Annotated in this window: 23 protein-coding genes; 3 read left to right on the forward strand and 20 right to left on the reverse strand. The window is 54.2% G+C overall.

What is annotated here, in order from left to right:
* Positions 1-8: 8 nt before the first annotated feature.
* The 9 genes from AC1XYH_RS12620 to AC1XYH_RS12660 form a co-directional block, all read right to left on the reverse strand.
* The gene (locus AC1XYH_RS12620) at positions 9-404 is read right to left on the reverse strand and encodes a hypothetical protein (RefSeq protein WP_483323523.1); all 396 of its coding nucleotides are present in this window, start codon (positions 402-404) and stop codon (positions 9-11) included.
* A gap of 127 nt (positions 405-531) precedes the next feature.
* Positions 532-918 (reverse strand): hypothetical protein, encoded by a 387-nt coding sequence (locus AC1XYH_RS12625; RefSeq protein WP_483323524.1) that lies wholly within the window; start codon positions 916-918, stop codon positions 532-534.
* A 46-nt stretch (positions 919-964) separates the two neighbouring features.
* Complete coding sequence (locus AC1XYH_RS12630) at positions 965-1,381, reverse strand: hypothetical protein (RefSeq protein ID WP_483323525.1); 417 nt, start codon at positions 1,379-1,381, stop codon at positions 965-967.
* A 163-nt stretch (positions 1,382-1,544) separates the two neighbouring features.
* The gene (locus AC1XYH_RS12635; RefSeq protein WP_483323526.1) at positions 1,545-2,006 is read right to left on the reverse strand and encodes a DUF2127 domain-containing protein; all 462 of its coding nucleotides are present in this window, start codon (positions 2,004-2,006) and stop codon (positions 1,545-1,547) included.
* 132 nt (positions 2,007-2,138) lie between these two features.
* Positions 2,139-3,581, reverse strand: a complete 1,443-nt coding sequence (locus tag AC1XYH_RS12640) for a DUF2971 domain-containing protein (RefSeq protein WP_483323527.1) — start codon at positions 3,579-3,581, stop codon at positions 2,139-2,141.
* Positions 3,582-3,685: 104 nt separating this feature from the next.
* Entirely contained in the window at positions 3,686-4,018 is a 333-nt protein-coding gene (locus tag AC1XYH_RS12645; protein WP_483323528.1) for an SHOCT domain-containing protein, read from the reverse strand.
* A 99-nt stretch (positions 4,019-4,117) separates the two neighbouring features.
* Entirely contained in the window at positions 4,118-4,816 is a 699-nt protein-coding gene (locus AC1XYH_RS12650; RefSeq protein WP_483323529.1) for a tetratricopeptide repeat protein, read from the reverse strand.
* A 91-nt stretch (positions 4,817-4,907) separates the two neighbouring features.
* The gene (locus AC1XYH_RS12655) at positions 4,908-5,231 is read right to left on the reverse strand and encodes a hypothetical protein (RefSeq protein ID WP_483323530.1); all 324 of its coding nucleotides are present in this window, start codon (positions 5,229-5,231) and stop codon (positions 4,908-4,910) included.
* 102 nt (positions 5,232-5,333) lie between these two features.
* A complete protein-coding gene (locus AC1XYH_RS12660; protein ID WP_483323531.1) occupies positions 5,334-5,936 on the reverse strand; it encodes a DUF4272 domain-containing protein in 603 nt (200 codons plus the stop codon).
* Between the two features lie 218 nt (positions 5,937-6,154).
* On the opposite strand from AC1XYH_RS12660, the gene AC1XYH_RS12665 reads away from it, so the two are divergent.
* Complete coding sequence (locus AC1XYH_RS12665; RefSeq protein ID WP_483323532.1) at positions 6,155-7,120, forward strand: integron integrase; 966 nt, start codon at positions 6,155-6,157, stop codon at positions 7,118-7,120.
* Between the two features lie 276 nt (positions 7,121-7,396).
* Here AC1XYH_RS12665 and purL read toward each other — a convergent pair whose 3' ends face one another.
* Positions 7,397-11,293 carry a phosphoribosylformylglycinamidine synthase gene (gene purL, locus AC1XYH_RS12670; protein WP_483326379.1) on the reverse strand — a complete coding sequence of 1,299 codons (3,897 nt, stop codon included), beginning with the start codon at positions 11,291-11,293 and terminating at the stop codon, positions 7,397-7,399.
* A 169-nt stretch (positions 11,294-11,462) separates the two neighbouring features.
* Here purL and mltF point away from each other — a divergent pair, with 169 nt between their 5' ends.
* Positions 11,463-12,905, forward strand: coding sequence for a membrane-bound lytic murein transglycosylase MltF (gene mltF / locus AC1XYH_RS12675; protein WP_483326380.1), 1,443 nt, complete (start codon positions 11,463-11,465; stop codon positions 12,903-12,905).
* A 49-nt stretch (positions 12,906-12,954) separates the two neighbouring features.
* On the opposite strand, the gene tadA is transcribed toward mltF, so the two are convergent.
* The 5 genes from tadA to AC1XYH_RS12700 all read right to left on the reverse strand — a co-directional run bounded on the left by tadA (position 12,955) and on the right by AC1XYH_RS12700 (position 17,667).
* Positions 12,955-13,425, reverse strand: a complete 471-nt coding sequence (gene tadA, locus AC1XYH_RS12680; protein ID WP_483323533.1) for a tRNA adenosine(34) deaminase TadA — start codon at positions 13,423-13,425, stop codon at positions 12,955-12,957.
* A 13-nt stretch (positions 13,426-13,438) separates the two neighbouring features.
* The gene (cysN, locus tag AC1XYH_RS12685; protein ID WP_483323534.1) at positions 13,439-15,349 is read right to left on the reverse strand and encodes a sulfate adenylyltransferase subunit CysN; all 1,911 of its coding nucleotides are present in this window, start codon (positions 15,347-15,349) and stop codon (positions 13,439-13,441) included.
* 64 nt (positions 15,350-15,413) lie between these two features.
* Entirely contained in the window at positions 15,414-15,779 is a 366-nt protein-coding gene (locus AC1XYH_RS12690) for a four helix bundle protein (protein WP_483323535.1), read from the reverse strand.
* 56 nt (positions 15,780-15,835) lie between these two features.
* Positions 15,836-16,741 carry a sulfate adenylyltransferase subunit CysD gene (gene cysD, locus AC1XYH_RS12695; protein ID WP_483323536.1) on the reverse strand — a complete coding sequence of 302 codons (906 nt, stop codon included), beginning with the start codon at positions 16,739-16,741 and terminating at the stop codon, positions 15,836-15,838.
* A 167-nt stretch (positions 16,742-16,908) separates the two neighbouring features.
* The gene (locus tag AC1XYH_RS12700) at positions 16,909-17,667 is read right to left on the reverse strand and encodes a Nif3-like dinuclear metal center hexameric protein (RefSeq protein WP_483323537.1); all 759 of its coding nucleotides are present in this window, start codon (positions 17,665-17,667) and stop codon (positions 16,909-16,911) included.
* A 239-nt stretch (positions 17,668-17,906) separates the two neighbouring features.
* Between AC1XYH_RS12700 and AC1XYH_RS12705 the strand changes: the two genes are divergently transcribed.
* Positions 17,907-19,046, forward strand: a complete 1,140-nt coding sequence (locus tag AC1XYH_RS12705) for a S1C family serine protease (protein WP_483323538.1) — start codon at positions 17,907-17,909, stop codon at positions 19,044-19,046.
* Positions 19,047-19,049: 3 nt separating this feature from the next.
* Here the strand turns inward: AC1XYH_RS12705 and hisC are convergent, their stop codons facing one another.
* The 5 genes from hisC to AC1XYH_RS12730 all read right to left on the reverse strand — a co-directional run bounded on the left by hisC (position 19,050) and on the right by AC1XYH_RS12730 (position 23,761).
* A complete protein-coding gene (gene hisC, locus AC1XYH_RS12710) occupies positions 19,050-20,105 on the reverse strand; it encodes a histidinol-phosphate transaminase (RefSeq protein WP_483323539.1) in 1,056 nt (351 codons plus the stop codon).
* Positions 20,106-20,227: 122 nt separating this feature from the next.
* Positions 20,228-21,538, reverse strand: coding sequence for a histidinol dehydrogenase (gene hisD / locus AC1XYH_RS12715; RefSeq protein WP_483323540.1), 1,311 nt, complete (start codon positions 21,536-21,538; stop codon positions 20,228-20,230).
* A 42-nt stretch (positions 21,539-21,580) separates the two neighbouring features.
* Positions 21,581-22,222, reverse strand: a complete 642-nt coding sequence (gene hisG / locus AC1XYH_RS12720; protein ID WP_483323541.1) for an ATP phosphoribosyltransferase — start codon at positions 22,220-22,222, stop codon at positions 21,581-21,583.
* Positions 22,223-22,233: 11 nt separating this feature from the next.
* On the reverse strand, positions 22,234-23,499 hold the full coding sequence (gene murA / locus AC1XYH_RS12725; protein WP_483323542.1) for a UDP-N-acetylglucosamine 1-carboxyvinyltransferase: 1,266 nt from the start codon (positions 23,497-23,499) through the stop codon (positions 22,234-22,236).
* Between the two features lie 22 nt (positions 23,500-23,521).
* On the reverse strand, positions 23,522-23,761 hold the full coding sequence (locus AC1XYH_RS12730; RefSeq protein ID WP_483323543.1) for a BolA family protein: 240 nt from the start codon (positions 23,759-23,761) through the stop codon (positions 23,522-23,524).
* Positions 23,762-23,820 lie beyond the last annotated feature (59 nt).

A 23,820-nucleotide genomic window follows, 5' to 3' on the forward strand; every position in this document is an offset into this window, starting at 1 on the left:
TCACCTTATCATTCAACAATCACATCGACTTTCTCTTCAAAGCCTTCGCGGTCAACGGCGAATTTATTACCAAAGTAGAGCGTTGCCTTGCCTGCCTTGTGGGCGGTCAGATTACAAACCTCCCCTCCGAAAATGACACCAGGCTCACGAAAGGGAATCACACTTCTAGCCTTTTTGCAGTCAACACTGGCGATTTCTGGTGAGGATGAAATCACACCGGGGTAATACCCCCACCAGCCGGGAAAACCGTCACCCACGGCCAATAGTTCCGTTACTTCGCCGCGCTGTACGCGCAACACTGAAACGTCATCGGTCTGTTCAACCAGGCTGGTATAGCTGTATCGCGTGCCTGCGCAACCCTGAAGCAGCAACAAGACTAAAAATAGGTAACTGGCGTTCTTCATACATTCACCGAGCTGTAGCGCGTAACGCTTGAGGTAAACCGCCACGCTGGGTGACGGCGGTTAGGTAATCAATTCCTTTTAATTTTCCTACCCACGCTGGTACGGCAGATGAATTATCCGGCAGCCGTTAGCATTGCAGAAAAAAATACGCAATCGCCAGAGCTAATCCGGCCACGCCTATAAAGACCATACCAACAATCGCAAGGCCGATGAAAGCAATACGCTTTAAAACGCCGCTACCCCGCGACCACTTGATGACGAAACCAAGAAGAAACCCACCAAGGATGATACCCACCGCAACAACCAGCCACCCGATAGCGTTGACGCTTGGATCTTTGGTTGCAAATTCGGAGGGGCACTGGCTAGTTGCAAACGCAGAAGACGCGAACGCAAGGAGTGAGCAGGTGAAGCCCGCGCGGAAAAACCTATGCATGCCATTTCCTATAACGCGCAAAACCAGCCTGCGCGCATTGTGCGTGTATGCGATGGTCGAATGGTCAAGTGCAGTGCCCATCTTGCTCCCACTGCCTGATCGAATCATCTAGGCCCATCAGCACTAATCAATCTCGACAGTAGCCTTCACCGGGCCGAACGGTCAGGCAGTCGGACTTCTCGCTCAGCCACTTCATGCCTGTCTCAACGCCATTAGACGCCCTAATAGTTTCCTTCACGCCATTACGTTCAAAGGTGACTTGATCACCTACGGCAGTCCCCTGGAACGAGGCAGGGCCATCCAGATTTTGGATAGTGACCTCGTACTGCCCATCCCCACCATCGAGCTGCAGAAATGTGCCTTCAGGCCCGTTCCACTTGCCAAGCCAAGCATCGGTGGCAGGTGCAGAAACCCTATCGGCAGAGCCCGGGGCGGCATCTTGGGCGGCGTCCGGGCGTTGACTGTCGCAACCACTAACCAGCAACACGAGCACGGCGCATGCCGCTAATGAGCGAATGGAAGGGTTGATCGTGGGCGTTTGCATAGAGCATTGAACCTCTTGATGGGCAAAGGCAGCGCTTATTCGAGTAAAAACCAAATGGCTCTAACGCATCGTTTGTAGCCATATCTACTACTGACCAACCTCAACGTCAAAATACTCACCCTGTATTGCGGGTGGTTGAGTTGAAGCTCAGCTCGCAGGCATTTCAAGCACTCGTATGATGCTTCTTCATCACCACCTTAAGCATGTACAAAACGATAAAAGCATTGATGATCAGTACTAGAAGACTTATCAGGCTTGTGTGGGTGAACGCCTCATACACCTCGAACGGCATATAGATAGCGCCGCTAAGCAGAGCAAACCATTCGGTCCATCGATAACCATGCCAAAGACCATATGCCTCGATAAAACGAACTACGCCATAAGCAAGCGCGCCAATGGCTATAAACACCAGATTTGAGTCTTTAACCGCACCCAAGGCATGAATGAAAACGCCGGGGTAATGGCTGGCCGGATTCAAGTGCAAGTGCTCCACCAAGCGTTCCGCGAATTGCTGCAGATCCTTACTTGCAAGCTCATGCACACCTAGGCCAACCAATAACGCAAAAAGCCCTTTGGTTGCTTCAAGGATCGCGATTAGCTTTAAACCACCCGAGTTAGTTGTCAATGGAGGACTCATTTGCTGTCAACGCAGGAATCCAAGGTGGCTAGCGAGGGAGTGACGAAGCGTAGCGATTAACGCCTTGCTCACCGGAAAATTAGGAGCGCAGCGAGTAATTTTTCCGAGTGCAGCAACTTGTTACACCTCTTTTGTAAAGCTGAGTAGAGACATTTCAGAATATGTTATGCACTTTTCTTCCGGCGAGTAATGCGCTTGGTAAAACTTAAAATCATCTCTATCTGTTTCTCTACATTTTTTCTCAATTATTTTTATTACTTTCAACTTATCTTCTGTTGTCGTTTTAATACCAAAAATAATGCCTTTAAGAGATGAGAATCCGTAATTTAATGACCTATCTTTTGGATCTGAAAAGCTATCTAATGAGCTGGCAAGGATCAAGCGATGTTCGTTTTCATATGACCAATCTTTTGATTTAACTGTTACATCTCTATAAAAATTTGCCCAATAATTTTCACGCCAACTATCTTCAGATTTAATCATGTCATCTGCACATTCACTCAATGAACCATTTAACGTGTACCACATGGAATTCAGCTTAGGGGTAGGAAGGCGGCCAAGCATGCGAAAAAAATCTATTTGACCATAACCTTGAATGTAATCTATCGGATAAAACATTCTGTTACTAAATCCATAAGTAGGGCCAGATGTTGAGCTGTAACCATTTCTTCCTTTTAGGTTTAGAGAGGGTTTTTCATTAATTACATCGGCATTAAAGATTAAGCAAGCACCAGAATGATTATCACCATAATGCCCCCACACTGAAGAACTCTTACACTCAGACATAAAACATGCGGTATACCAATCTGGAAAAACCAACTTCTCAATCTGAGAGATATATTCTTTAGGGAACTCAATAATTACTAGATTCCTATTCTTTTTGTCACTATCGAAATTTCCATTATATCGATATATGAGATCCATCTGCTGGTTACTATGATGATGCGCTGAAAACATAGCGTTTGCTATTTTTTCGTCACCCCCACTCTCACGTAAGGTTTTCTCAAGAATACCTATAAAGTCTTGGCTTAATAGGTCGCAAATTGGTTTATCTGCTTCAGAATTTTTATTTTTTCGCTCAGGAATAAGTCCACTTCTTTCGTATTCTGAATAAATGACTTCAAGCGCAAAGCTATGGATATTTCGAAGATAGAAAAATAATTCATCTCTTCTTACAGGTGTTGTTCGCTTAGAAATTGATTCGATAAATTTAATTAGGCTTTCGTTATCAAAGAATTTGTTTGTAATTTTTACGAATAGCTTTTGATACATTGGTGTAGGAAAATCTTCCTCACCAGAAAAAACAGGCATGTGGGCTGTAGTAATGGGGTGCTCTTCGCCTGAAATTATTAACAAAGAACAAAGCCTCTCGAGGCATAATAAATAATGTCGAAACAAGTTTCTCCATACTATGAAGTCACCCCTCCAGTACAAATCCCGAAAGCCTTCCATTGGGTCGTTTAATGATTCTGGCTCTGCAAAATAGATGCTTTGATTTTCTAATTCTTCAAACTCACCAATCAAACTATTGATACGTCTGAACCTGTAAAATTCCTTCTTCATATAATAGAACTCAATTCATTGGGGGTGTAACGCCCGGCACACGTGCCGATTTGTAGCCGCGGAGCGGCGGAGAAGTGGTCACCGTGCTGCCGCTTGTTAGGTGATTACCGCCCCAGAATTTCTGACTTTTCTGCTTCAAACTCACTATCAGATATAACGCCATTTTCATGCAAAGCTTTGAGTTTAGCTAGAGCATCATATTTAAATCCGCGTGCCTCTAGATCAGACTTTTTACGTGAATTGGTGTAAGCGTTATCTATGGTTCGACGGAGTTGGCGTCCCGCCAAGTACGCAGTATTCTCACCTGAACTCCCTGAACTCCCTGACGTCACAGATGAGCTCGACTTCTTGGATGCTCGGACCAGACGCCATATGATCAATGCGAAAACCCCAATCACGATGATTAATTCCGAAATACTAAAACCTTCGAATCCCATCTCTACACCTCTTCTTATGGCGGCATTCTTCAGGAGCCTAACGCCTGAATTAAGCCGACCCGCGAAGCGGGTTCGGCTTGAATGAATTGTTAGGCATCACTAGCGAATCGCTTGCTGTGCCGGCATTGTCTCAAAGGCTTGCCAGTCATTATTTGCTGCGCAATAAAGAACTTTTTCTACTGCAAGGGGCGTGGAAGACGAAACGTTATAGACCAGCGTCAACGCTTGGCCTATCTCAGCTGCTTTTGCTAGTCCGTAGCGCCCGTCTGTCGCTGCCGCTCTCAATCCCTGCCTGACTTCTGGGTCAGCTGCTAGAGCTTTCAGTTCTGCAAGGTAGCCATGAGCCAAATCATACTTAACAATTCCCGGGGCCTTGTTGATGCCCCTTGCTGCCCAGATGGCATGCTCTTCTGCAGTGAGCTCCGCTTCCATCTGCATTGGGATTAGATTTTGCTTGGCTCTCTCGTGGCCCCCATCTGCAGCCATCTTGAACCAGTGAAGTGCATCAACGACGCTTCGCTTGCATCCTTGTCCAAGGTAGTGCAGGCAACCAAGATTGAACTGCGCATTAAGAACTCCCTGCGCAGCAGCCTTTTCATACCATTGAGCTGCGAGTCGGTTGTCTTGTTTTACGCAGGATCCCTTTGCATAGTTGAATCCCAACTCCAATTGAGCGTAGCCATGCCCCTGTGCCGCTCCTTGCTTAATTGCCTCAAAGGCGTTCATGTCGCCCGCACGCGATTTCTCGCCAAGTGCAGCGTAGATACCAGGGTCATAGCTTTTATCTCTATCAGTCATCCGTTACCTCCGAGTGTGATGCCTAACGATTAAGCTAAGGGGCTGGCTTTAGCCAGTCCCAGCGAACGAAGTGAGCGATTTGAGCGCATTGTTATACGGACGCCCCGAATGCCCAGATAAGGGTTCCTATTCCTGACAGCACGAAGCCCGTGTACAGGTGTTTTTTAAACTCAGCACCGGGGATATAAACCACCTGCTCACCGTTAGGCATAACTTTGACTTCAGAAAATGCGCCGGAAACGGGGCCGAACTTTGCGTAGATGCAGCCGAGGATAACTCCGTAGAGACAAACCAATGCACCGCCACGATCAAAGCTAAGCCCTTTATGGCCTAGTTTGTGAAGTATAAAACTTGCTATAAGCGTGATGATTGAAGCTGCGATCCAAGGCCATACTGGTTCTAGAACCTTTCTCACGGACATGCTCCTTGTTCTCGTATAACGCCCGGCTCACGCGCCGGTTTGGAGCCGCAACGCGGCGGAAAATCGGTCGCTGTGCAGCCGATGGTTATAGAGCTGTTACGTATCAAGGGAGATGGAATCCCAGTCTTTATCACTCATACACCATTCGAGTGCTCGGCGACGTTGGATTGCACCCTCAACAGGAGAAGCAATACCCCTTTGCGCGGCGTCAAGAATAGCCCAATGAACACAGTACGATGCATCCAGTTGAACTATTATCTCGCGCTCTCCCCGAAGCGATACCCGCGAGTAGAAATGCTCTATCGCTTCCCCTTCCTTGATATCTGGCAAAACATTGACCAATGTATCCGGCATCTCAGACGTTGCGCTGTACCCGTTGATAAGCCCGAGCACCCACGCAAGAGCATACAAGCTGTAAACCTCCCACTGGTATTCTGCCATTGACCCGGAGGACTCAAGCGCAATGCGCTCAGAGCTAGTGAGAAAGCCAACTACCCCGTTTTCTTCCAGCCACTTCAACGTCTGTGTCGGCGAATATCCGTAAGAGCAGGCCACGATGCCATGAAGAGCCATGATCCGGCCCACGATCTCCTTCAGCGGCCTCAGGCTAAGAGATTCTTCCAATTCGGGAAGGTTCTCGTTGTTGGATAAACCGCGTGCCAAGCATTCAGCCCAAATAGCTGATCTATCGATCTTCAACGAGGCTCTCCTAGCTCTCTAACAGTGATTAGATAGCACGCGGTATTAATACATAACCGCGCGTTCGAGATAACTCCGAGTTTCCGGCAAAACTGAAAAATTCTTTTCAAATAAAATCAATACCTTACCGCTCTCGCCAAAAATCCAAATGTATTCGCTTGACTTCGACATTTTATGAATCTATTACTACTGTATAAATAAACAGCTACGGAGTCAGCATGGATAGCGTATCTCCCAAACCTCGCTTGCGCGATCAGTTTCGCGCGGTCATTCGTGTTAACCATTACAGCATCCGAACCGAAAAAAGCTACTGGTACTGGATTCGTTACTTTATCCGTTTTCATAAAATGCGCCATCCGCTTGAGCTTGGCCCTGCTGAGGTGAATGCATTTCTCAGTTGGCTGGCAACCGAGAGGCAGGTCGCCGCTGCCACCCAAAATTTGGCGCTGAATGCCATTGTCTTTCTTTATGCGCGCGTACTCGAACAACCCTTGGGTGATATTGGCGACACGATAAGAGTCAAGCGTCCGCCAAAATTACCAGTAGTGCTGACTCACACAGAAGCCATGAACATCATTGAGCGGTTGGCACAGCCCTATCAGATCATGGCGTCGCTAATGTATGGCGCCGGTTTGCGGGTCGTTGAAACAACGCGCCTGCGCATTAAAGATATCGATTTCGATAAGCAGATCATCACTGTCAGAGATGGTAAAGGTGGGAAGGACCGCACGACCTTATTACCGGCCTCTTTGATCGAGAGCTTGCGTGAACGCATGCAACGTATAGCTACAGCTTGGAAAGCTCAGGACGTGTTTTTCTCGGCGCCTGTATCCCTGCCCTTCGCATTACGCCGCAAATACCCTACTGCTTCTCGCTCGCTGGAATGGCAGTGGTTTTTCCCTTCGCTCAATCTTTGCCTTGATGAAGACGGCAACGGTGTTCGCCACCATTTGCACGTTAGCAGCGTACAGCGAGCGGTAAAAATCGCGGTGCGCGGCGCATGTGTTGGCAAGCCCGCTGGCTGCCATACCTTTCGACACACCTTTGCTACCGAGCTTCTGCGCCGAGGCAGCGATATTCGTACAGTGCAAACGCTACTAGGGCACGCTGATGTGCGCACCACTCAAATCTATACGCATGTACTGGGTCAGGGCTTTGCCGGGGTGCAGAGCCCACTGGGCTGATGCTGATCAGCAGGCACGCTATCCCCCTATCCTTTTCACGGACAAGTTGGAGCAACTTTTACATTGAGCGAAAGGGAATGTGCTGGCTGTCCTTGCCGTGACGGTGGTTGAAAACCACCTGAGAGGCGGGGTAACTGCAATTCCTTTGCTTGAGCTGAGAGTAATTCAGCCTGCCGGTTTTTGTCCATGGCCTATTTTTAGCTCGCGCGCAGGCCAGAAAGCACAATCCCGGCTGATGCCGGGATTGTGCTACTACTGCTGATTGATGCTGTTGGGTTAACCCACCCATACCCGCGCATTGCGGAACATGCGCATCCAAGCGCCATCTTCACTCCAGTCGTCGGGATACCAGGAGTTCTGCACGGCGCGGAACACCCGCTCCGGGTGCGGCATCATGATGGTGACGCGGCCGTCGCGGGTGGTCAGACCGGTGATGCCACGCGGGGAGCCGTTGGGGTTGGCTGGGTAACGCTCGGTCATGCGGCCACGGTTATCGACGTAACGTAGCGCAACCGCGTTGGCTGCTTCGCAGGCATCCACAGCGGCGCTATCAGCAAACTCAGCGTGTCCTTCGCCGTGGGCGATGGCGATGGGCATACGTGAGCCAACCATACCGTTGAGGAAGATCGACGACGAGGGCTGTACTTCAACCATGGCAACCCGCGCTTCAAACTGCTCGGACTTGTTGCGGACGAAGTGCGGCCAGTGGTCGCTGCCGGGAATCAGCTCGCGCAGGTTGGAGAGCATTTGGCAGCCGTTACAGACGCCGAGGGCGAAGGTATCGGTGCGAGCAAAGAAGTCAGTGAAGGCTTCGCGGGCGATGGCGTTGAACAGGATGGATTTGGCCCAGCCTTCGCCGGCGCCCAGTACATCACCATACGAGAAGCCGCCGCACGCGACCAGACCACGGAAGCCTTCCAGCGTGACGCGGCCACTGAGGATATCGCTCATGTGTACATCGATGGCGGTAAAGCCAGCCCGAGTAAAGGCAGCGGCCATTTCTACCTGACCGTTAACACCCTGCTCTCGCAGGATGGCGATACGCGGACGATTGCCGGAGGCAATCAAAGGCGCGGCTATGTCTTCGTTGATTTCAAAACCAAGCAGCGCTTGCAGACCCGGATTGGCGTCGTCGGCAATGGCTTCAAATTCTTGATCAGCACACTCAACGTTGTCGCGCAGGCGCTGAATGTGCCAGCTGGTTTCAGTCCAGGCACGTTGCCAAGCGGCACGCGAATGCTCCAGTACGGTTTCACCCGCGAGCTGGAAAACGATAGCGGGGTCAGCCGTGGGCTGACCAATCACGGCGCAGCACTCTTCCAGACCGGCATCAGAGAACTGGCTGAGCACGTCGGCCGTGTCGTCCTGGGCTACTTGGATAACGGCGCCGAGCTCTTCGCTGAACAGCACGGCCGGCAAGGCCTTGGCATCCTGCGTGAGCACGTCGAGATTGATGCTTAAACCACAACGCGCGGCAAAAGCCATTTCCGCTAGCGTGGTGAACAGGCCACCGTCGGAGCGGTCGTGGTAAGCAAGCAGCATTTCGTCTTGGTTCAGCCCCTGAATGACAGCAAAGAACGCCTTGAGGTCTTCGGCGTCGTCCAGGTCAGGCACTGTTTGCCCGATTTTGTTGTACACCTGCGCCAGCGCGGAACCGCCCATGCGGTTTTGGCCGCGACCCAGGTCAATGGCGATCAGGTCGGTGGGGCCGTGATCCAGGCGCAGTTGTGGCGTCAGGGTGGCGCGAATGTCTTGCACGGGAGCAAAACCGGTGACGATCAATGACAACGGCGAGGTAACCGATTTCTCTGCGCCGGACTCGTCCCAACGGGTCTTCATCGACATGGAGTCTTTGCCGACCGGGATGGTAATGCCCAGTTCAGGACACAACTCCATGCCCACCGCTTTAACCGTCTCGTACAGGCGTACATCTTCACCGGGGTGACCGGCAGCGGACATCCAGTTGGCGGAGAGCTTAATGTCCGACAGCTTATCGATACGCGCGGCGGCCAGGTTGGTCACGGTTTCTGCTACTGCCATGCGGCCAGAAGCTGGCGCGTCCAGCAGCGCCAGCGGAGTGCGTTCACCCATCGCCATGGCTTCACCGGTATTCACGTCGAAGCTGGTGGCGGTTACAGCGCAATCCGCAACCGGCACTTGCCAGGGGCCGACCATCTGATCGCGTGCGACCAGACCGGTAATGCTGCGGTCACCAATGGTGATCAGGAAGCTTTTGCTGGCAACGGCGGGCAGGCGCAATACGCGCTCTGCGGCGTCTGCCAGATCAACAGTGGAAGCGTCAAAATCGTCGCCCTGCTCTGCTTCGCGCTCAACACTGCGGTGCATGCGCGGCGGCTTGCCGAGCAGGACCGACAGCGGCATGTCGACTGGCTGGTTATCAAAGTGCTGGTCGTTAAGCACCAGCAATTGTTCTTCAGTGGCTTCACCCACCACGGCGAAGGGGCAACGCTCGCGTTCGCACAGGGCTGCGAACCGCTCGTAATCGGCGTTTGGCACCGCCATTACATAACGTTCCTGGGATTCGTTAGACCAGATTTCCAAGGGGCTCATGCCCGGCTCGTCATTCGGGACGCTGCGCAACTCAAATCGGCCACCACGGCCACCGTCGTTGATCAACTCAGGGAAGGCGTTAGATAGACCGCCCGCGCCAACGTCGTGGATAAAGGCGATGGGGTTTTTGTCACCCAGCTGCCAGCAACGGTCGATGACTTCTTGGCAACGGCGCTCCATTTCCGGGTTTTCACGCTGCACTGAGGCGAAATCCAGATCCTCGGCGCTGCTACCCGTATCCATGGAAGACGCTGCGCTACCGCCCAAACCAATCAACATGGCCGGGCCACCCAGCACAACCAACTTAGCACCGACCGGAATCTCGGATTTCTCGACGTGGTTGGCGCGGATGTTACCCAGGCCGCCAGCGATCATCACTGGCTTGTGGTAGCCACGGGTTTCCGGGCCGCGCGGCGATGCAATGGTCTGCTCAAAAGTACGGAAGTAACCGTTCAGGTTGGGGCGACCAAACTCGTTGTTGAACGCAGCGCCGCCGAGCGGGCCTTCGATCATAATTTGCAGCGGCGTAACGATGCGCGATGGCTTGCCGTTGTCTTCTTCCCAGGCATGGGTAAAGCCAGGAATGCGCAGGTTAGATACGGTAAAGCCCGTCAAACCCGCCTTGGGCTTGCCGCCGATACCGGTAGCGCCTTCATCACGAATCTCGCCGCCTGAACCGGTGGCGGCTCCAGCAAAAGGCGAAATCGCAGTGGGGTGGTTGTGCGTCTCGACCTTCATCAGGATATGCACCGGCTCTTCGTGCGCCCGGTACTCGTTGCTGCCCGGCGCTGGGAAGAAACGACCAGCAGTAAAGCCTTCAATCACTGCGGCGTTGTCTTTATAGGCCGAGAGCACGCCTTCAGGATGCAGCTCAAAGGTGTTCTTGATCATGCCAAACAGGCTTTTTTCCTGCGCCTGGCCGTCGATATCCCAGGTGGCGTTAAAGATTTTGTGGCGGCAGTGCTCTGAGTTGGCTTGCGCAAACATCATCAGTTCAACGTCGCTGGGGTTACGCTCCAGCGCGGTGAAGCTATCTACCAGATAATCGATTTCGTCATCCGCCAGCGCCAGACCCAGGCTGTTATTGGCCTCGGCCAAAGCAGCGCGGCCGCCCGCCAGCACATCAACCCGCTGGAAGGGCTTGGGCTCGGTGTGGGCAAATAAACCGGCAGCGGCGTCCAGAACGGCCAGCGCCACTTCAGTCATGCGGTCATGCAGCTCGGCTACCAGCTCCGCACGCTGCGCGGCACTGAACTCGCCGCTGACGTAATAGGCGACGCCACGTTCCAACCGGGCAACCTGACTCAAGCCACAGTTGCGGGCGATGTCGGTCGCTTTGCTAGACCAGGGCGAGATGGTGCCAAAACGCGGCATCACTAACACCAGTTCACCGGCTGGCTCCTCCACTGCAACTGAAGGACCGTAGCGCAACAGACGCGATAGAACGTGCTCGGTCTGTTCGTCCAGTTCGGCGGTCAGCTCCGCAAAATGCATGAATTCGGCATACACCCCACTGACGGTGGCGACGCGGTTTTGCAGAAGGGCGAGCAGCTTGCTGCGACGAAAATCAGAAAGGGCTGGGGCTCCACGCAGGATATGCATGTCGGTATCGGCCTCGGAGATGCTGGAAATGGAAAAAGGAAGGCGCATAGGATACCTCAAGCCGCGCCAACGGGCCATGCCGGGCGTGCGTGAGCTTTGCGCAGATTTCGCAGAATCACGGTCGAAGGTCGAGCTATTGCCCCGCCACGCTTTTGCCTATACTGGCGCCATGCATCACAAACCGGCACGCAAACTCTTTTTACCGGCTTTGGCAGTTGCCCTGTGCGCAGGACTGCTGACCGCCTGTGAACAAACCACCCAACTGGAAGATATCCGGGAGGCCGGTGAGTTGCGGGTAATCACCCGCAATACGCCCACCACCTTCTATCAAGACCGCAACGGCGATACCGGGTTGGAGTACGAGCTGAGCAAACGCTTTGCTGACAGCCTGGGCGTCGAGCTGGAAATGCAAAGCGCTGACACCGTGGAGAACTTGTATCAGCAATTGGGCAGTAACGAAGGCCCTGACGTGGCCGCCGCGGGCCTGACGGTTAATCCGCAACGAGAAGAACAAATCCGCTTCGCGACTCCCTACCTCAATGTGACGCCACAAGTGGTTTATCGCCGCGGCAGCACCAAACCACGCAGCATCGAAGATCTCTATGGCTTGCGGTTAATGGTGCTCAAGGGCAGCACCTTGGCCGATGAGCTGCGCGCACTGCAGGCTGATCATCCCGAGTTAATGTTTGAAGAGTCGGACAGTTTTGAAGTGGTCGACCTACTGCGCCTGGTCAACGACGATGAGATAGATGCCGCGGTCGTTTACTCCAACGAACTGGTGGTTAATCAGGCTTTTTACCCGGCGGTCAGCGTGGCCTTCGATCTGGGCGAAGAGCAGCCGATGGCTTGGGCATTAAAGCAACGCCCCGAAAGCACCCTGCTAGACGCGATAAATGCTTTCTTTGCCGAGATCAAGGCTGACGGCACGCTGGATCAATTGATCGAGCGTTTTTACGGCCACTCAGATGTGCTCGACTACGTAGGCGCGCGCGCCTTTGCTGAACATATGCAGTCGCGCCTGCCGCGTTACGAGACCTTCCTACGTCAAGCCGGCGATCAATACGGGCTCGATTGGCGCTTGTTGGCCGCCATGGCATATCAAGAGTCACTGTGGGATGAAACCGCTCGCTCGGCAACCGGCGTGCGCGGCTTGATGATGCTGACGTTGCCGACCGCCAAATTTGTTGGGGTGACCAACCGAGTCGATCCACAGCAAAGCATCATGGGCGGCGCGCGGTACCTGGTGTGGGTGCGCGATCAGATTTCTGCCGACATTCCTGAGCCCGATCGTACCTGGTTTGCACTGGCGGCCTACAACGTCGGATTGGGGCATTTGGAGGATGCGCGAAAGCTGACCGAAAAGAACGGCCGTGATCCAAATCGCTGGATAGATGTGAAGGATTTTCTGCCGCTACTGCAAAAGAAACAGTGGTACACCCAGACCCGTTACGGCTATGCGCGCGGCTCGGAGCCGGTTCACTACGTGCAGAACATCCGTCGATATCACGACATCCTGCAATGGGTCACGCAGCCGCAGTCAGAGTCGCGTCAGCAATCAACCGAACAGTATCTGGCACCCGGGATTTTGGAGCAGTTACCCGAAGGCATTTGACCGCGAGGTCGGGACAAGGACTGAGCCGCTCGGCCTCCGCGATATCAGCTCAGACGCTATCAGCTTTCTTGCGGCGGTCGCGAAAGAAACCAGACAACAGCTCACCACACTCCTGCGCCAATACTCCGCCTTCAACCAGCATCCGATGGTTCATCCACGGCTGCTCAAGTACTTGGCTGCGGCTAAGTATTGCGCCAGATTTAGGTTCCTGCGCACCATACACCAAGCGCCCAACACGGCTGTGCACCAGTAAGCCGGCGCACATGGTGCAGGGCTCGAGGGTTACATAGAGGGTAGAGCCGGGTAGGCGGTAGTTTTGCGCGGCGGTCGCGGCCTGACGTATAGCGACTATTTCGGCATGGGCACTCGGGTCGTTGCTACTGATCGGCTGATTGAAGCCACGACCGATCACTTGACCGTCCTGCACCAGCACGGCGCCGACCGGGACTTCACCCCGTTCGGCAGCGCGCTGCGCTTCAGCCAGCGCCAGCCGCATAAAATCGATATCTGCTGGCGTCATGACTGGCTCCGCATCAGATCAGCTTGCGTTCACGCAGCAGGCCAACCACTTTATCGACGCAGCCGGCGAGGTCTAGCTCCGCAGTATTGAGCACCAAATCAGCATCGTCTGGCGTCTCGTAAGGGAAAGACACACCCGGAATGGTGTCGGCAACGTTAGCGGCGTAGATACCTGACGGGTCGCGTGACTGACAAACGTCCATCGGAGTATCCAGATACACCAGCAGGCATCGTTCACCGAGAATGTAACGCGCAGTAGCGCGGCTTTCTTCAGTGGGAGCTACAAAGGCACCAATAGCAATAAGACCCGCGTCGTTCATCTGACGGGCAATGCGCGCACCTTTGTGCAGATTCTCAGCACGACCAGCAGCGTCCATCGGCAAACCTTTGCTCAGATCCTGACGCATCTCTTTGCCGTCCAACACATAACAGGCGCGGCCAGCATCAAAGAGTTTACGCTCCAGTGCATAAGCAATGCTGCTCTTGCCCGACCCAGACAAGCCAGTAAACAACACAGTAACCGGATCCTGACCAAAGCGATCAGCGCGTTCCTGTGCGGTAACGTGGGCCAAGCGACCGTGCTGACTGCTGCCAGCAGCATGCTGACTCTTGGCGCCTTTGGCGACGATCATGCCCGCGCCAACAGTGCCATTGGTCATACGGTCGATGACGATAAAGGAACCGGAAGTGTGGTTGCTTTGATAATCGTCATACGCGATGGGCCGCTCAAGCGACAGCTCCACCCGGCCGATTTCGTTCAGGGCCAACTGACTGGCGCCCTGCTCATCCAGCGTATTAACGTCGATACGGTGATGAATGCGCGTGAAAGAACCCGGGCTGTTGCTGGTCGCACGCTTGATATCGTACTTGCGGCCAGGCTGCATAGGCTGCTCAGCCATCCACACCAAGGTGGCATCGAACTGATCGCCGATCAGCGGCAGATTATCGGCGTGGCACAGCATGTCGCCACGCGAGATGTCGATTTCGTCTTCCAGTGTCAGGGTAACGGCCTGACCGGGGCCAGCCACTTCCAACTCGCCGTCGAAAGTCACGATGGATTTAACCTGACTACGCTTGCCGGAAGGCAGCACGACCAGCTCATCGCCCTTGTGCACTACGCCAGACGCGATGGTGCCGGCAAAACCACGGAAGTTCAGGTTCGGGCGGGTTACCAGCTGCACAGGGAAACGCAGATCGGTCATATTGCGGTCGGCGGCAATCTCGACGGTTTCCAGAATTTCCATCAACGTCTGGCCGGTGTACCACGGGCTGCGTTCACTGCGGTTGACCACGTTGTCGCCCTTGAGGGCCGACATAGGTACAAAGTGCACGCTGTTGCCGTCGAGCAATTCGAGCCCTGAAGCGAATTCGCGGTAATCGTTGCAGATGCCGTCAAAAACGCCTTGATCAAAGTCTTTCAGGTCCATCTTGTTGACCGCAACCACGATGTGTTTGATGCCCAGCAGCGAGGCGATAAAACTGTGACGCTTGGTTTGCGTCTGCACGCCGTAGCGTGCGTCGATCAGAATAATGGCCAGGTCGCAGGTGGAAGCGCCGGTCGCCATATTGCGAGTGTACTGCTCATGGCCGGGGGTATCGGCAATGATGAACTTGCGCTTGGCGGTGGAGAAGTAACGGTAGGCCACGTCAATGGTGATGCCCTGCTCACGTTCTGCCTGCAGGCCATCAACCAGCAACGCCAGATCCACTTCTTCGCCCGTGGTGCCGGACTTTTTAGAGTCGCGCGTAATGGCTTCCATGTGATCTTCGTAGATCATCTTGGAGTCATGCAGCAGGCGGCCGATCAGCGTACTTTTGCCGTCATCGACATTACCGCAAGTAAGAAAGCGCAGTAGTTCTTTGCGCTCATGCTGGGACAGGTAGGCCAGGATGTCTTGGCTGATTAGATCGGATTGGTGCGACATAGCGTATTCTCGACTCTGTAAAGCTGGAAGCTTGAAGCTGAAAGCTTGAAGCAAAGCCAGTCATTTATTTCGCGTTATCCATCGCTGCTTGAGCACGGATAGTGTTAATCAAACTTGCCAGCATGGCCGCGATCTCACGCGTTTCCTGAACCGCTTCCCCTGCAAAATCGCGGTCCAGCATTTCCGCCTCTCGACCAATGTACAATTGGGTTCGCAACTCGGCACAAGAGCCTTTAGCAATGAGCAGAAACCGCACTTTTTCGCGGGGGCCGTCTCGACTCATCCCTTCAGCGATGTTGCTCGGAATCGACAAACCTGAACGAGTTATCTGATCCCGAAAGCCCCAATCGCGGTGCCCAACCATCTTTCTATACAGACTGACCGAAAGCCGAGCTGAGCGCTTCCACACTTCAAGTTTTTCGAAATCCATCGCGACCTCCATGTCGCTTTAAGCTTCAAGCTTCCGGCTTCAAGCTGACAAGGCTATTAAAAATAGCCTTGGCGCTTTTTCTCTTCCATCGAACCAGCCTGGTCATGATCGATCATCCGGCCTTGGCGTTCGGAGGTACGCGTCAGCAGCATTTCCTGAATGATTTCTGGCAGCGTGGCAGCAGTCGACTCAACAGCACCCGTAAGCGGGTAGCAGCCCAGGGTACGGAAACGCACCTGTTTCATCATCGGCGTTTCACCCGGCTCCAGCGGCATGCGCTCATCATCGACCATGATCAACGAACCATTGCGCTCTACCACTGGGCGCTCACCCGCAAAGTACAACGGCACAATGGGGATGTTGTCCATATAGATGTATTGCCAGATATCCAGCTCAGTCCAGTTGGACAGCGGGAACACACGAATGCTTTCGCCCTTGTGGACCTTGCCGTTATAAACGTTCCACAGTTCAGGACGCTGATTCTTTGGATCCCAGCGGTGGTGCTTGTCACGGAAGGAGTAGACCCGCTCTTTGGCACGAGACTTCTCTTCGTCACGGCGGGCGCCACCAAAGGCGGCGTCGAAGCCGTACTTGTTCAACGCCTGCTTCAGACCTTGGGTCTTCATCACATCGGTGTGCACAGCACTACCGTGGGTAAAGGGGTTAACACCCTGCTCTACGCCTTCGGGATTCATGTGCACCAGTAGGTCGAGATCCATTTCCTTGACCATCTTTTCGCGGAACTCGTACATGGCTTGGAATTTCCAGCCGGTATCCACGTGCAACACAGGGAACGGCAAACGGCCCGGATAAAAGGCCTTGCGCGCCAGGTGCAGCATCACGGCGGAGTCTTTGCCGATCGAATAAAGCATGACCGGGTTATCGAATTCGGCGGCCACTTCACGAATGATGTGAATGCTTTCCGCTTCCAGTTGCTTCAGATGGGTCAATTTTTCCAGCATGGTGTACTCGCGTTAAACGGGGAAATGAGATCCCGGGTGCACATTTTGGAGGGCATTGTAACAAAGAGACGTGATTCTAATAAGCGCCCGATCAATACCTATAAGTTATAAAGATATAGCTCGCGGCGCTGTTGTCGTGCTGCCGAAATGGTCTCTGGCTGAGCATCTCAGACCGGATTATCGATATCGATAAATTCATGCTGCACACCAAAAACCTGCGCCAGATGCTCACCCAGAGCCTGCACGCCGTAGCGTTCGGTCGCGTGATGACCAGCCGCGTAAAAGTGGATGCCGTTTTCGCGCGCGGCATGCACTGTTGGCTCCGACACCTCGCCGGTAATAAAGGCATCAACACCCAGAGCGATCGCCTTGTCGATATAACCTTGCGCGGCGCCCGTGCACCACGCAATACGCTTAACGGGTCGCTGGTGCCCTGCAATAAACAGCGGCTCACGCTGCAGCGCGGTGGCGAGCGACTGTGCTAACTGATCACCACTCTGCGGCTCAGCCAACTCGCCTTCCAAACCGACTGAGCGCGGATTACCCACTTCGAGCGGGCCCGTGATGCGCCAGCCCATTAGGTTAGCCAGCTGCACGTTATTACCCAGCTCGGCATGCACGTCCAACGGCAGGTGGTAGGCCAGCAAGTTAACGTCATTAACCAGCAGCGCGCGCAAACGGCGCTGCTTGATACCCACTACCACCGCTGATTCACCCTTCCAGAAGTAGCCATGGTGCACCAGCAGCAAATCAGCCTTAGCTTGCACGGCAGCGTCTACCATGGCCTGGCTGGCAGTAACGCCGGTTACGATGCGCTGCACTTGGGCGCTGCCTTCGACCTGCAGACCGTTGGGGCAATAGTCTTGGAAGGCATCTGCCGCCAACAGCTTATTGCAGTATTCCACCAGCGTATTGCGCTCAACCATGCTGCTCTCCTGGATGCTAAATCAGCGGCTATTTTCCGGTGTCGGGGCTACAGATACAACAATCGCCGCACAGCGCCTGCATAATCAGCGGTTACCCTTTATACTGCGAGCCATCGTGGGCAAGGATCGCAAACGATTGCTGCAAGGTCCGCATGACAAATAATCCCGAACAGCACTCATCGAGCGTAGCCCCGGAAAAAGGTGCCTGTGGCGCTCAACACACTTCAGAGTAGGGTTTGATGAAGAGTTTCTTGCGCAGTATGGGCTGGCCGGTGGTTTGTGGCGTGTTGTTGGCTCTGGTAATCATGCAGCAGTACCCGCAATGGCTAGGCCTACCCGCCCGCGACATAGTGCTGCGTGAAGTAACCGGCACCCGTACTAATATGGGCCCGATATCGTACGCTACGGGCGTCGAGCAAGCTGCTCCCGCCGTTGTTAACATCTATACCAGCAAACAAATTGCGGCCGGCGAAAAACGAAACTTCGACAACCCCAGCGTACGCGATTATGCGGACTCCTTGCCCAATCCTGAGCGGCGCCAGTCCAGCCTCGGTTCAGCGGTAATCCTTAATTCCCAAGGCTACCTGCTGACGAACAATCACGTCATCGCCGGATCTGATGAAATCCTGGTTGCCTTGCGCGACGGCCGCGAAGCCTTGGCGTCGCTGATTGGCACAGACCCCGAGACCGACCTGGCGGTATTAAAGATCGATCTGCCCAACCTGCCGGCGGTCACCATAGACTCACGCGATCAACAGCGTATCGGTGACGTAGTGATGGCGATTGGTAATCCTTTTGGGCTGGGCCAAACCGTGACTATGGGCATCATCAGTGCCACCGGGCGCAACCAGCTGGGGCTTAATACCTACGAAGACTTCATCCAGACTGATGCGGCGATCAATCAAGGTAACTCCGGAGGCGCACTAGTCGATGCGCAGGGCAATTTGATTGGCATTAATACCGCGATTTTCTCGCAGGCAGGTTCGGCGCAAGGCATCGGCTTTGCCATTCCGGCCAAGCTTGCAGTTGAGGTAATGCAGGCAATTATTCAGCACGGCAGGGTAATCCGTGGCTGGTTAGGCGTAGAGGTGCAACCGATGACGCCTGAGTTGGCCGAGTCATTCGGTCTGGAGATCAGCCAAGGGATTGTAGTGGCGAGCTTGTACCGCAATGGCCCGGCCTGGAACGCTGGCTTGCTGCCCGGCGATGTGATCTTGCAAATTGACGGCAAGCCCGCCACCAGCGGACGTCAGGCAATGAATCAGGTGGCTCGCGCTAAGCCGAGCGACCGTATCAAACTGAGTGTACTGCGCAACGGCGAGGAGATCAGCTTTAGCGCAGAGGTGGGTGTAAGACCCAGCTTCCGCGCCGCCGAATGACAATTAGAGCAGGGTTTTCAGGGCGCTGATCAGCGCCTGATTTTGTACTTCTGTGCCTATGGTGATGCGCAAAAACTGATTGATACGCGGTAACTTGAAGTGCCGCACTATCACCTTCTGCTCGCGCAACCCTTGAGCCAGCTCAGCCGCATCGCGCTGCGTATGGCGAGCGAAAACAAAGTTAGCCTGTGAAGGCAGCACTTCAAAGCCCAACTCTATTAACGCAGCACTAAGCTGTTCACGGCTATCGATCACCGCAGTGCGAGTGCGCTCAAACCAAGCCTGATCCTGAAACGCAGCTACCGCACCGACAATGGCCAGACGGTCCAATGGGTAGGAGTTGAAGCTGTTCTTGATACGCTCCAGCGCCTCAATCAAATCCGCATGACCCACCGCAAATCCGACCCGCAAGCCAGCCAGTGAGCGCGACTTGGACAACGTCTGGGTAACCAGCAAGTTCGGATAACGGTCGACCAGCGCAATGGCCGTCTCACCGCCAAAATCGATGTACGCCTCATCAACCACCACGACGGAATCGGGGCTGCCCTGCACTATAGCCTCGACGTCCTGAAGCGACATCCCTACGCCCGTGGGCGCATTAGGATTGGGGAAGATGATGCCGCCGTTAGGCTGCAGATAATCAGCCAGCGACAACCTAAAATCGTCATTCAGTGGCTGCGGCGCCGCTTCTATGCCATAGAGCCCACAATAAACTGGGTAAAAACTGTAGGTAATATCCGGATAAAGCACCGCCTGGCCGTGCTGAAACAGGCCATGAAAAATATGCGCTAACACCTCATCCGAGCCGTTACCCACAAATACCTGTGTGGTACTTACACCGTAATAGCGCGCAATTTCCGCTTTTAACGCATCGGCGTTAGGTGCTGGATAGAGTCGCAGACCGTCATTCAACTCTGCCTGGATGGCTTGCACCACCTTGGGCGAAGGGCCGTAGGGATTTTCGTTGGTATTCAGCTTGATCAGGTTTTCGACTTTCGGCTGTTCACCCGGCACATAGGGCACCAACTGCTTGACGAAGGGACTCCAGAAACGACTCACAGGGTAATCCTCATTTCAATGAGGCTTGAAGCGTGAAGCTCCCAGCTGAAAGCATGAAGCCGATTCGAGAATTCAGAATCGGCTACAACTGCTCACATCCCAAGGCTTCGTACTTCCAGCTTTCAGGTTTTGATCCGGTATTCCGCACTGCGTGCGTGGGCAGTCAGACTTTCGCCGCGTGCTAGGACTGAAGCGGTTTTGCCTAGCTCAGAGGCACCTTCTGGCGAGCAGAAAATCACCGAGGAGCGCTTCTGAAAGTCATATACGCCCAGCGGCGATGAGAAGCGCGCGGTGCCAGAGGTCGGCAGCACGTGGTTCGGGCCGGCACAGTAATCACCTAAGGCTTCCGGTGTATAACGCCCCATAAAGATGGCACCGGCATGACGAATCAGCGGTAACAAGGCGTTGGGGTCTTCCACGGAGAGTTCGAGGTGTTCGGGCGCGATGCGGTTGGCGAGCTCGCACGCTTGCAACAAGTCGTCAACTTTGATCAGAGCTGCGCGATTTTCCAGCGAGACGCGCACGATAGCATCGCGCTCAAGCTCACCAATCAAACGATTCAAGCTCGCCTCAACCGCGTCCAGGAATGCCGCATCAGGTGACAACAAAATGGACTGGGCGTCTTCGTCATGCTCGGCCTGGGAAAACAGATCCATAGCGATCCAATCCGGGTCGGTCTGACCGTCGCACACCACCAAAATCTCGGATGGGCCGGCGATCATATCGATGCCTACCTGTCCAAATACCGCACGCTTGGCGGTAGCCACATAGATGTTGCCAGGGCCGACGATCTTATCGACACGCGGCACGCTTTCCGTGCCGTACGCCAGCGCAGCAACTGCCTGAGCGCCACCGACCGTAAAGACGCGGTCAACTCCGGCCAAACACGCCGCTGCCAGTACCAGCTCGTTGATCTCACCACGCGGCGTGGGTACCACCATGACGACTTCTGGTACGCCGGCAACCTTAGCGGGAATCGCATTCATCAAAACTGAAGATGGATATGACGCTTTACCGCCCGGCACGTAAAGACCGGCCCGGTCCAGCGGCGTAATCTGCTGCCCAAGCACGGTACCGTCTGCCTCGGTATAGCTCCATGATTCTTGACGCTGGTGTTCGTGGTAGCGCGTAACGCGCTCCGCCGCGACTTCAAGAGCAGCGCGCTGCTCGTCGGTAATACGCTCCAGGGCCAACTCCAGCCGAGCACGATCCAGTATCAGATCGGCCATGCTATTGACCTGCAGAGCATCAAAACGAGCAGTATATTCAACCAGCGCGGCATCACCGCGCTCACGCACCGCCGTAATGATTTCTTCAACACGGTTATTTACTGCCTTGTCGGACACCCCTTCCCACGCCAGCAGCGCATCCAGATGCTGGGAAAAATCGCTCTGATTGGCATTCAGTCGGGCGATTTTCAGCGGCGCGTTCATAAGGGGTACCTTCAACAGTGAAATAGTAGAAACAGTTGGAAATCAGTTAGCGCGACGCTCTACCGCCGCCGCTAGCAAGTCGATCAAGGCTTTAATGCGGGTATGCTTCATTTTCATAGCCGCTTTGTTAACGACCAAGCGCGAGCTGATATCGGCGATCATTTCCTGCGGCTCCAAGCCATTGGCGCGCAGGGTATTGCCGGTATCGACCACGTCGATGATTTTATCGGCCAAGCCCACCAGTGGCGCGAGCTCCATGGAGCCGTACAACTTGATCACGTCAACCTGGCGGCCTTGTTCGGCATAATAACGACGCGCAACGTTGACGAACTTAGTCGCCACCTTCAGCCGACCGGTAGGCTCAGGCGTATTCACCGGGCCAGCAGTCATCAGCTTGCAGATGGCGATCTTTAGATCAAGCGGCTCATACAAGCCTTGGCTGCCGTACTCCATCAGCACGTCCTTACCCGCGACGCCCAGATCGGCTGCGCCGAGTTCTACATACGTTGGCACATCCGTGGCCCGCACGATCAGCAAGCGCACATCCGGGTCTGAGGTGGAGAAAATCAGCTTGCGGCTTTTCTCCAGATCTTCAAGCGGTTCAATACCTGCTTCTTTTAGCAAAGGCAGGGTATCGTCGAGGATGCGCCCTTTGGACAGCGCGATGGTCAGACTCTGGCTCATGACAACTCTCGTTATGACGACACACGGCGGATGATACCGCCCAGTGCCTGCAGTTTTTCTTCAATACATTCGTAGCCGCGATCAATGTGATAGATGCGGTCAACCATGGTCTCGCCTTCGGCAACCAGACCAGCGATCACCAAGCTGGCTGAGGCGCGCAAATCAGTTGCCATAACCGGAGCGCCTTTAAGCTGCTCAACACCGGTCACAATGGCGGTATTACCCTCAACCAAAATATGCGCGCCCATGCGGTTCATTTCCTGAACGTGCATAAAGCGGTTCTCAAACACAGTCTCGATTACCGTACCGGTGCCTTCGGCCACGGCATTCATGGCAACAAACTGCGCCTGCATATCCGTTGGGAAGGCAGGGTAAGGTGCAGTGCGTAAGTTAATCGCACGTGGCCGGTTGCCTTTCATATCCAGGCTGATCCAGTTCTTGCCCGTATCAATATGCGCACCGGCCTCTTCAAGCTTAAGAAGCACAGACTCGAGAATCGACGCGTCCGTGTCCTTCACCTTGATGCGGCCACGGGTGGCAGCAGCAGCCACCAAATAAGTGCCCGTTTCAATACGGTCAGGCATGACCGAGTAACGTGCACCGTGCAAGCGCTCGACGCCTTCAATGGTGATGGTGTCCGTACCGTGCCCGGTAATCTGTGCACCCATGGCAATCAAACACTCAGCCAGGTCCACTACTTCGGGCTCCCGCGCGGCGTTTTCGAGAATGGTTTTACCTTTGGCCAGCGTGGCGGCCATCAGAATATTCTCGGTACCGGTCACTGACACCACATCAAAGAAGAAGTGTGCACCACGCAAGCCACCCTCAGGCGCGCGCGCCTTGATGTAACCGCCGTCTACGGTAATGGTCGCGCCCATGGCTTCCAGACCTCGAATGTGCAGATCTACCGGACGCGAACCAATCGCGCAGCCGCCTGGCAACGCTACTTCGGCGCTGCCGAAATGCGCCACCATGGGTCCGAGCACCAGGATCGAGGCGCGCATGGTTTTGACCAGATCGTAAGGTGCAATCAGCGTGCTGATGCTGGTTGGATTGACTTCCACATTCAGCTTTTCATCCACAATTGGCTGTATGCCCATACGGCCAAACAATTCAATCATGGTAGTGATGTCGTGCAGGTGCGGCAGGTTGCAGATAGTAACCGCCTCATCCGCCAGCAGCGTGGCAGCCAGGATCGGCAGGGCGGAGTTCTTGGCTCCGGAAATACGAATTTCCCCATCCAGGCGGTTGCCGCCGGTGATGATCAGCTTATCCATACGGAATCTCTTTCTCCAGACCTCAGGCGCGATTCGCCCAGGTCTCCTGGGTATAAAACTTCATGGTTACCGCATGGATACGCCCATCGGCAATATAGTCATTCAACAAGGCATAGATCTGCTGCTGCCGCTTGACCGGCGACTGGGCAGCCAGCGCATCACTGATCACATTAAGCTGAAAGTTACAGCCTTCGCCCTCTACCGCCACTTCGGTGTCGGCCAGACTGGATTCAATCAATTGCTTGACGTCGCTGGATTGCATTGTCTTTATCTCCATCAAATGGCTTGCCCTGAGGCAAACCATAACAATAGGTGGAACGG

This window comes from Pseudomonas sp. GW-45, assembly GCF_056896675.1.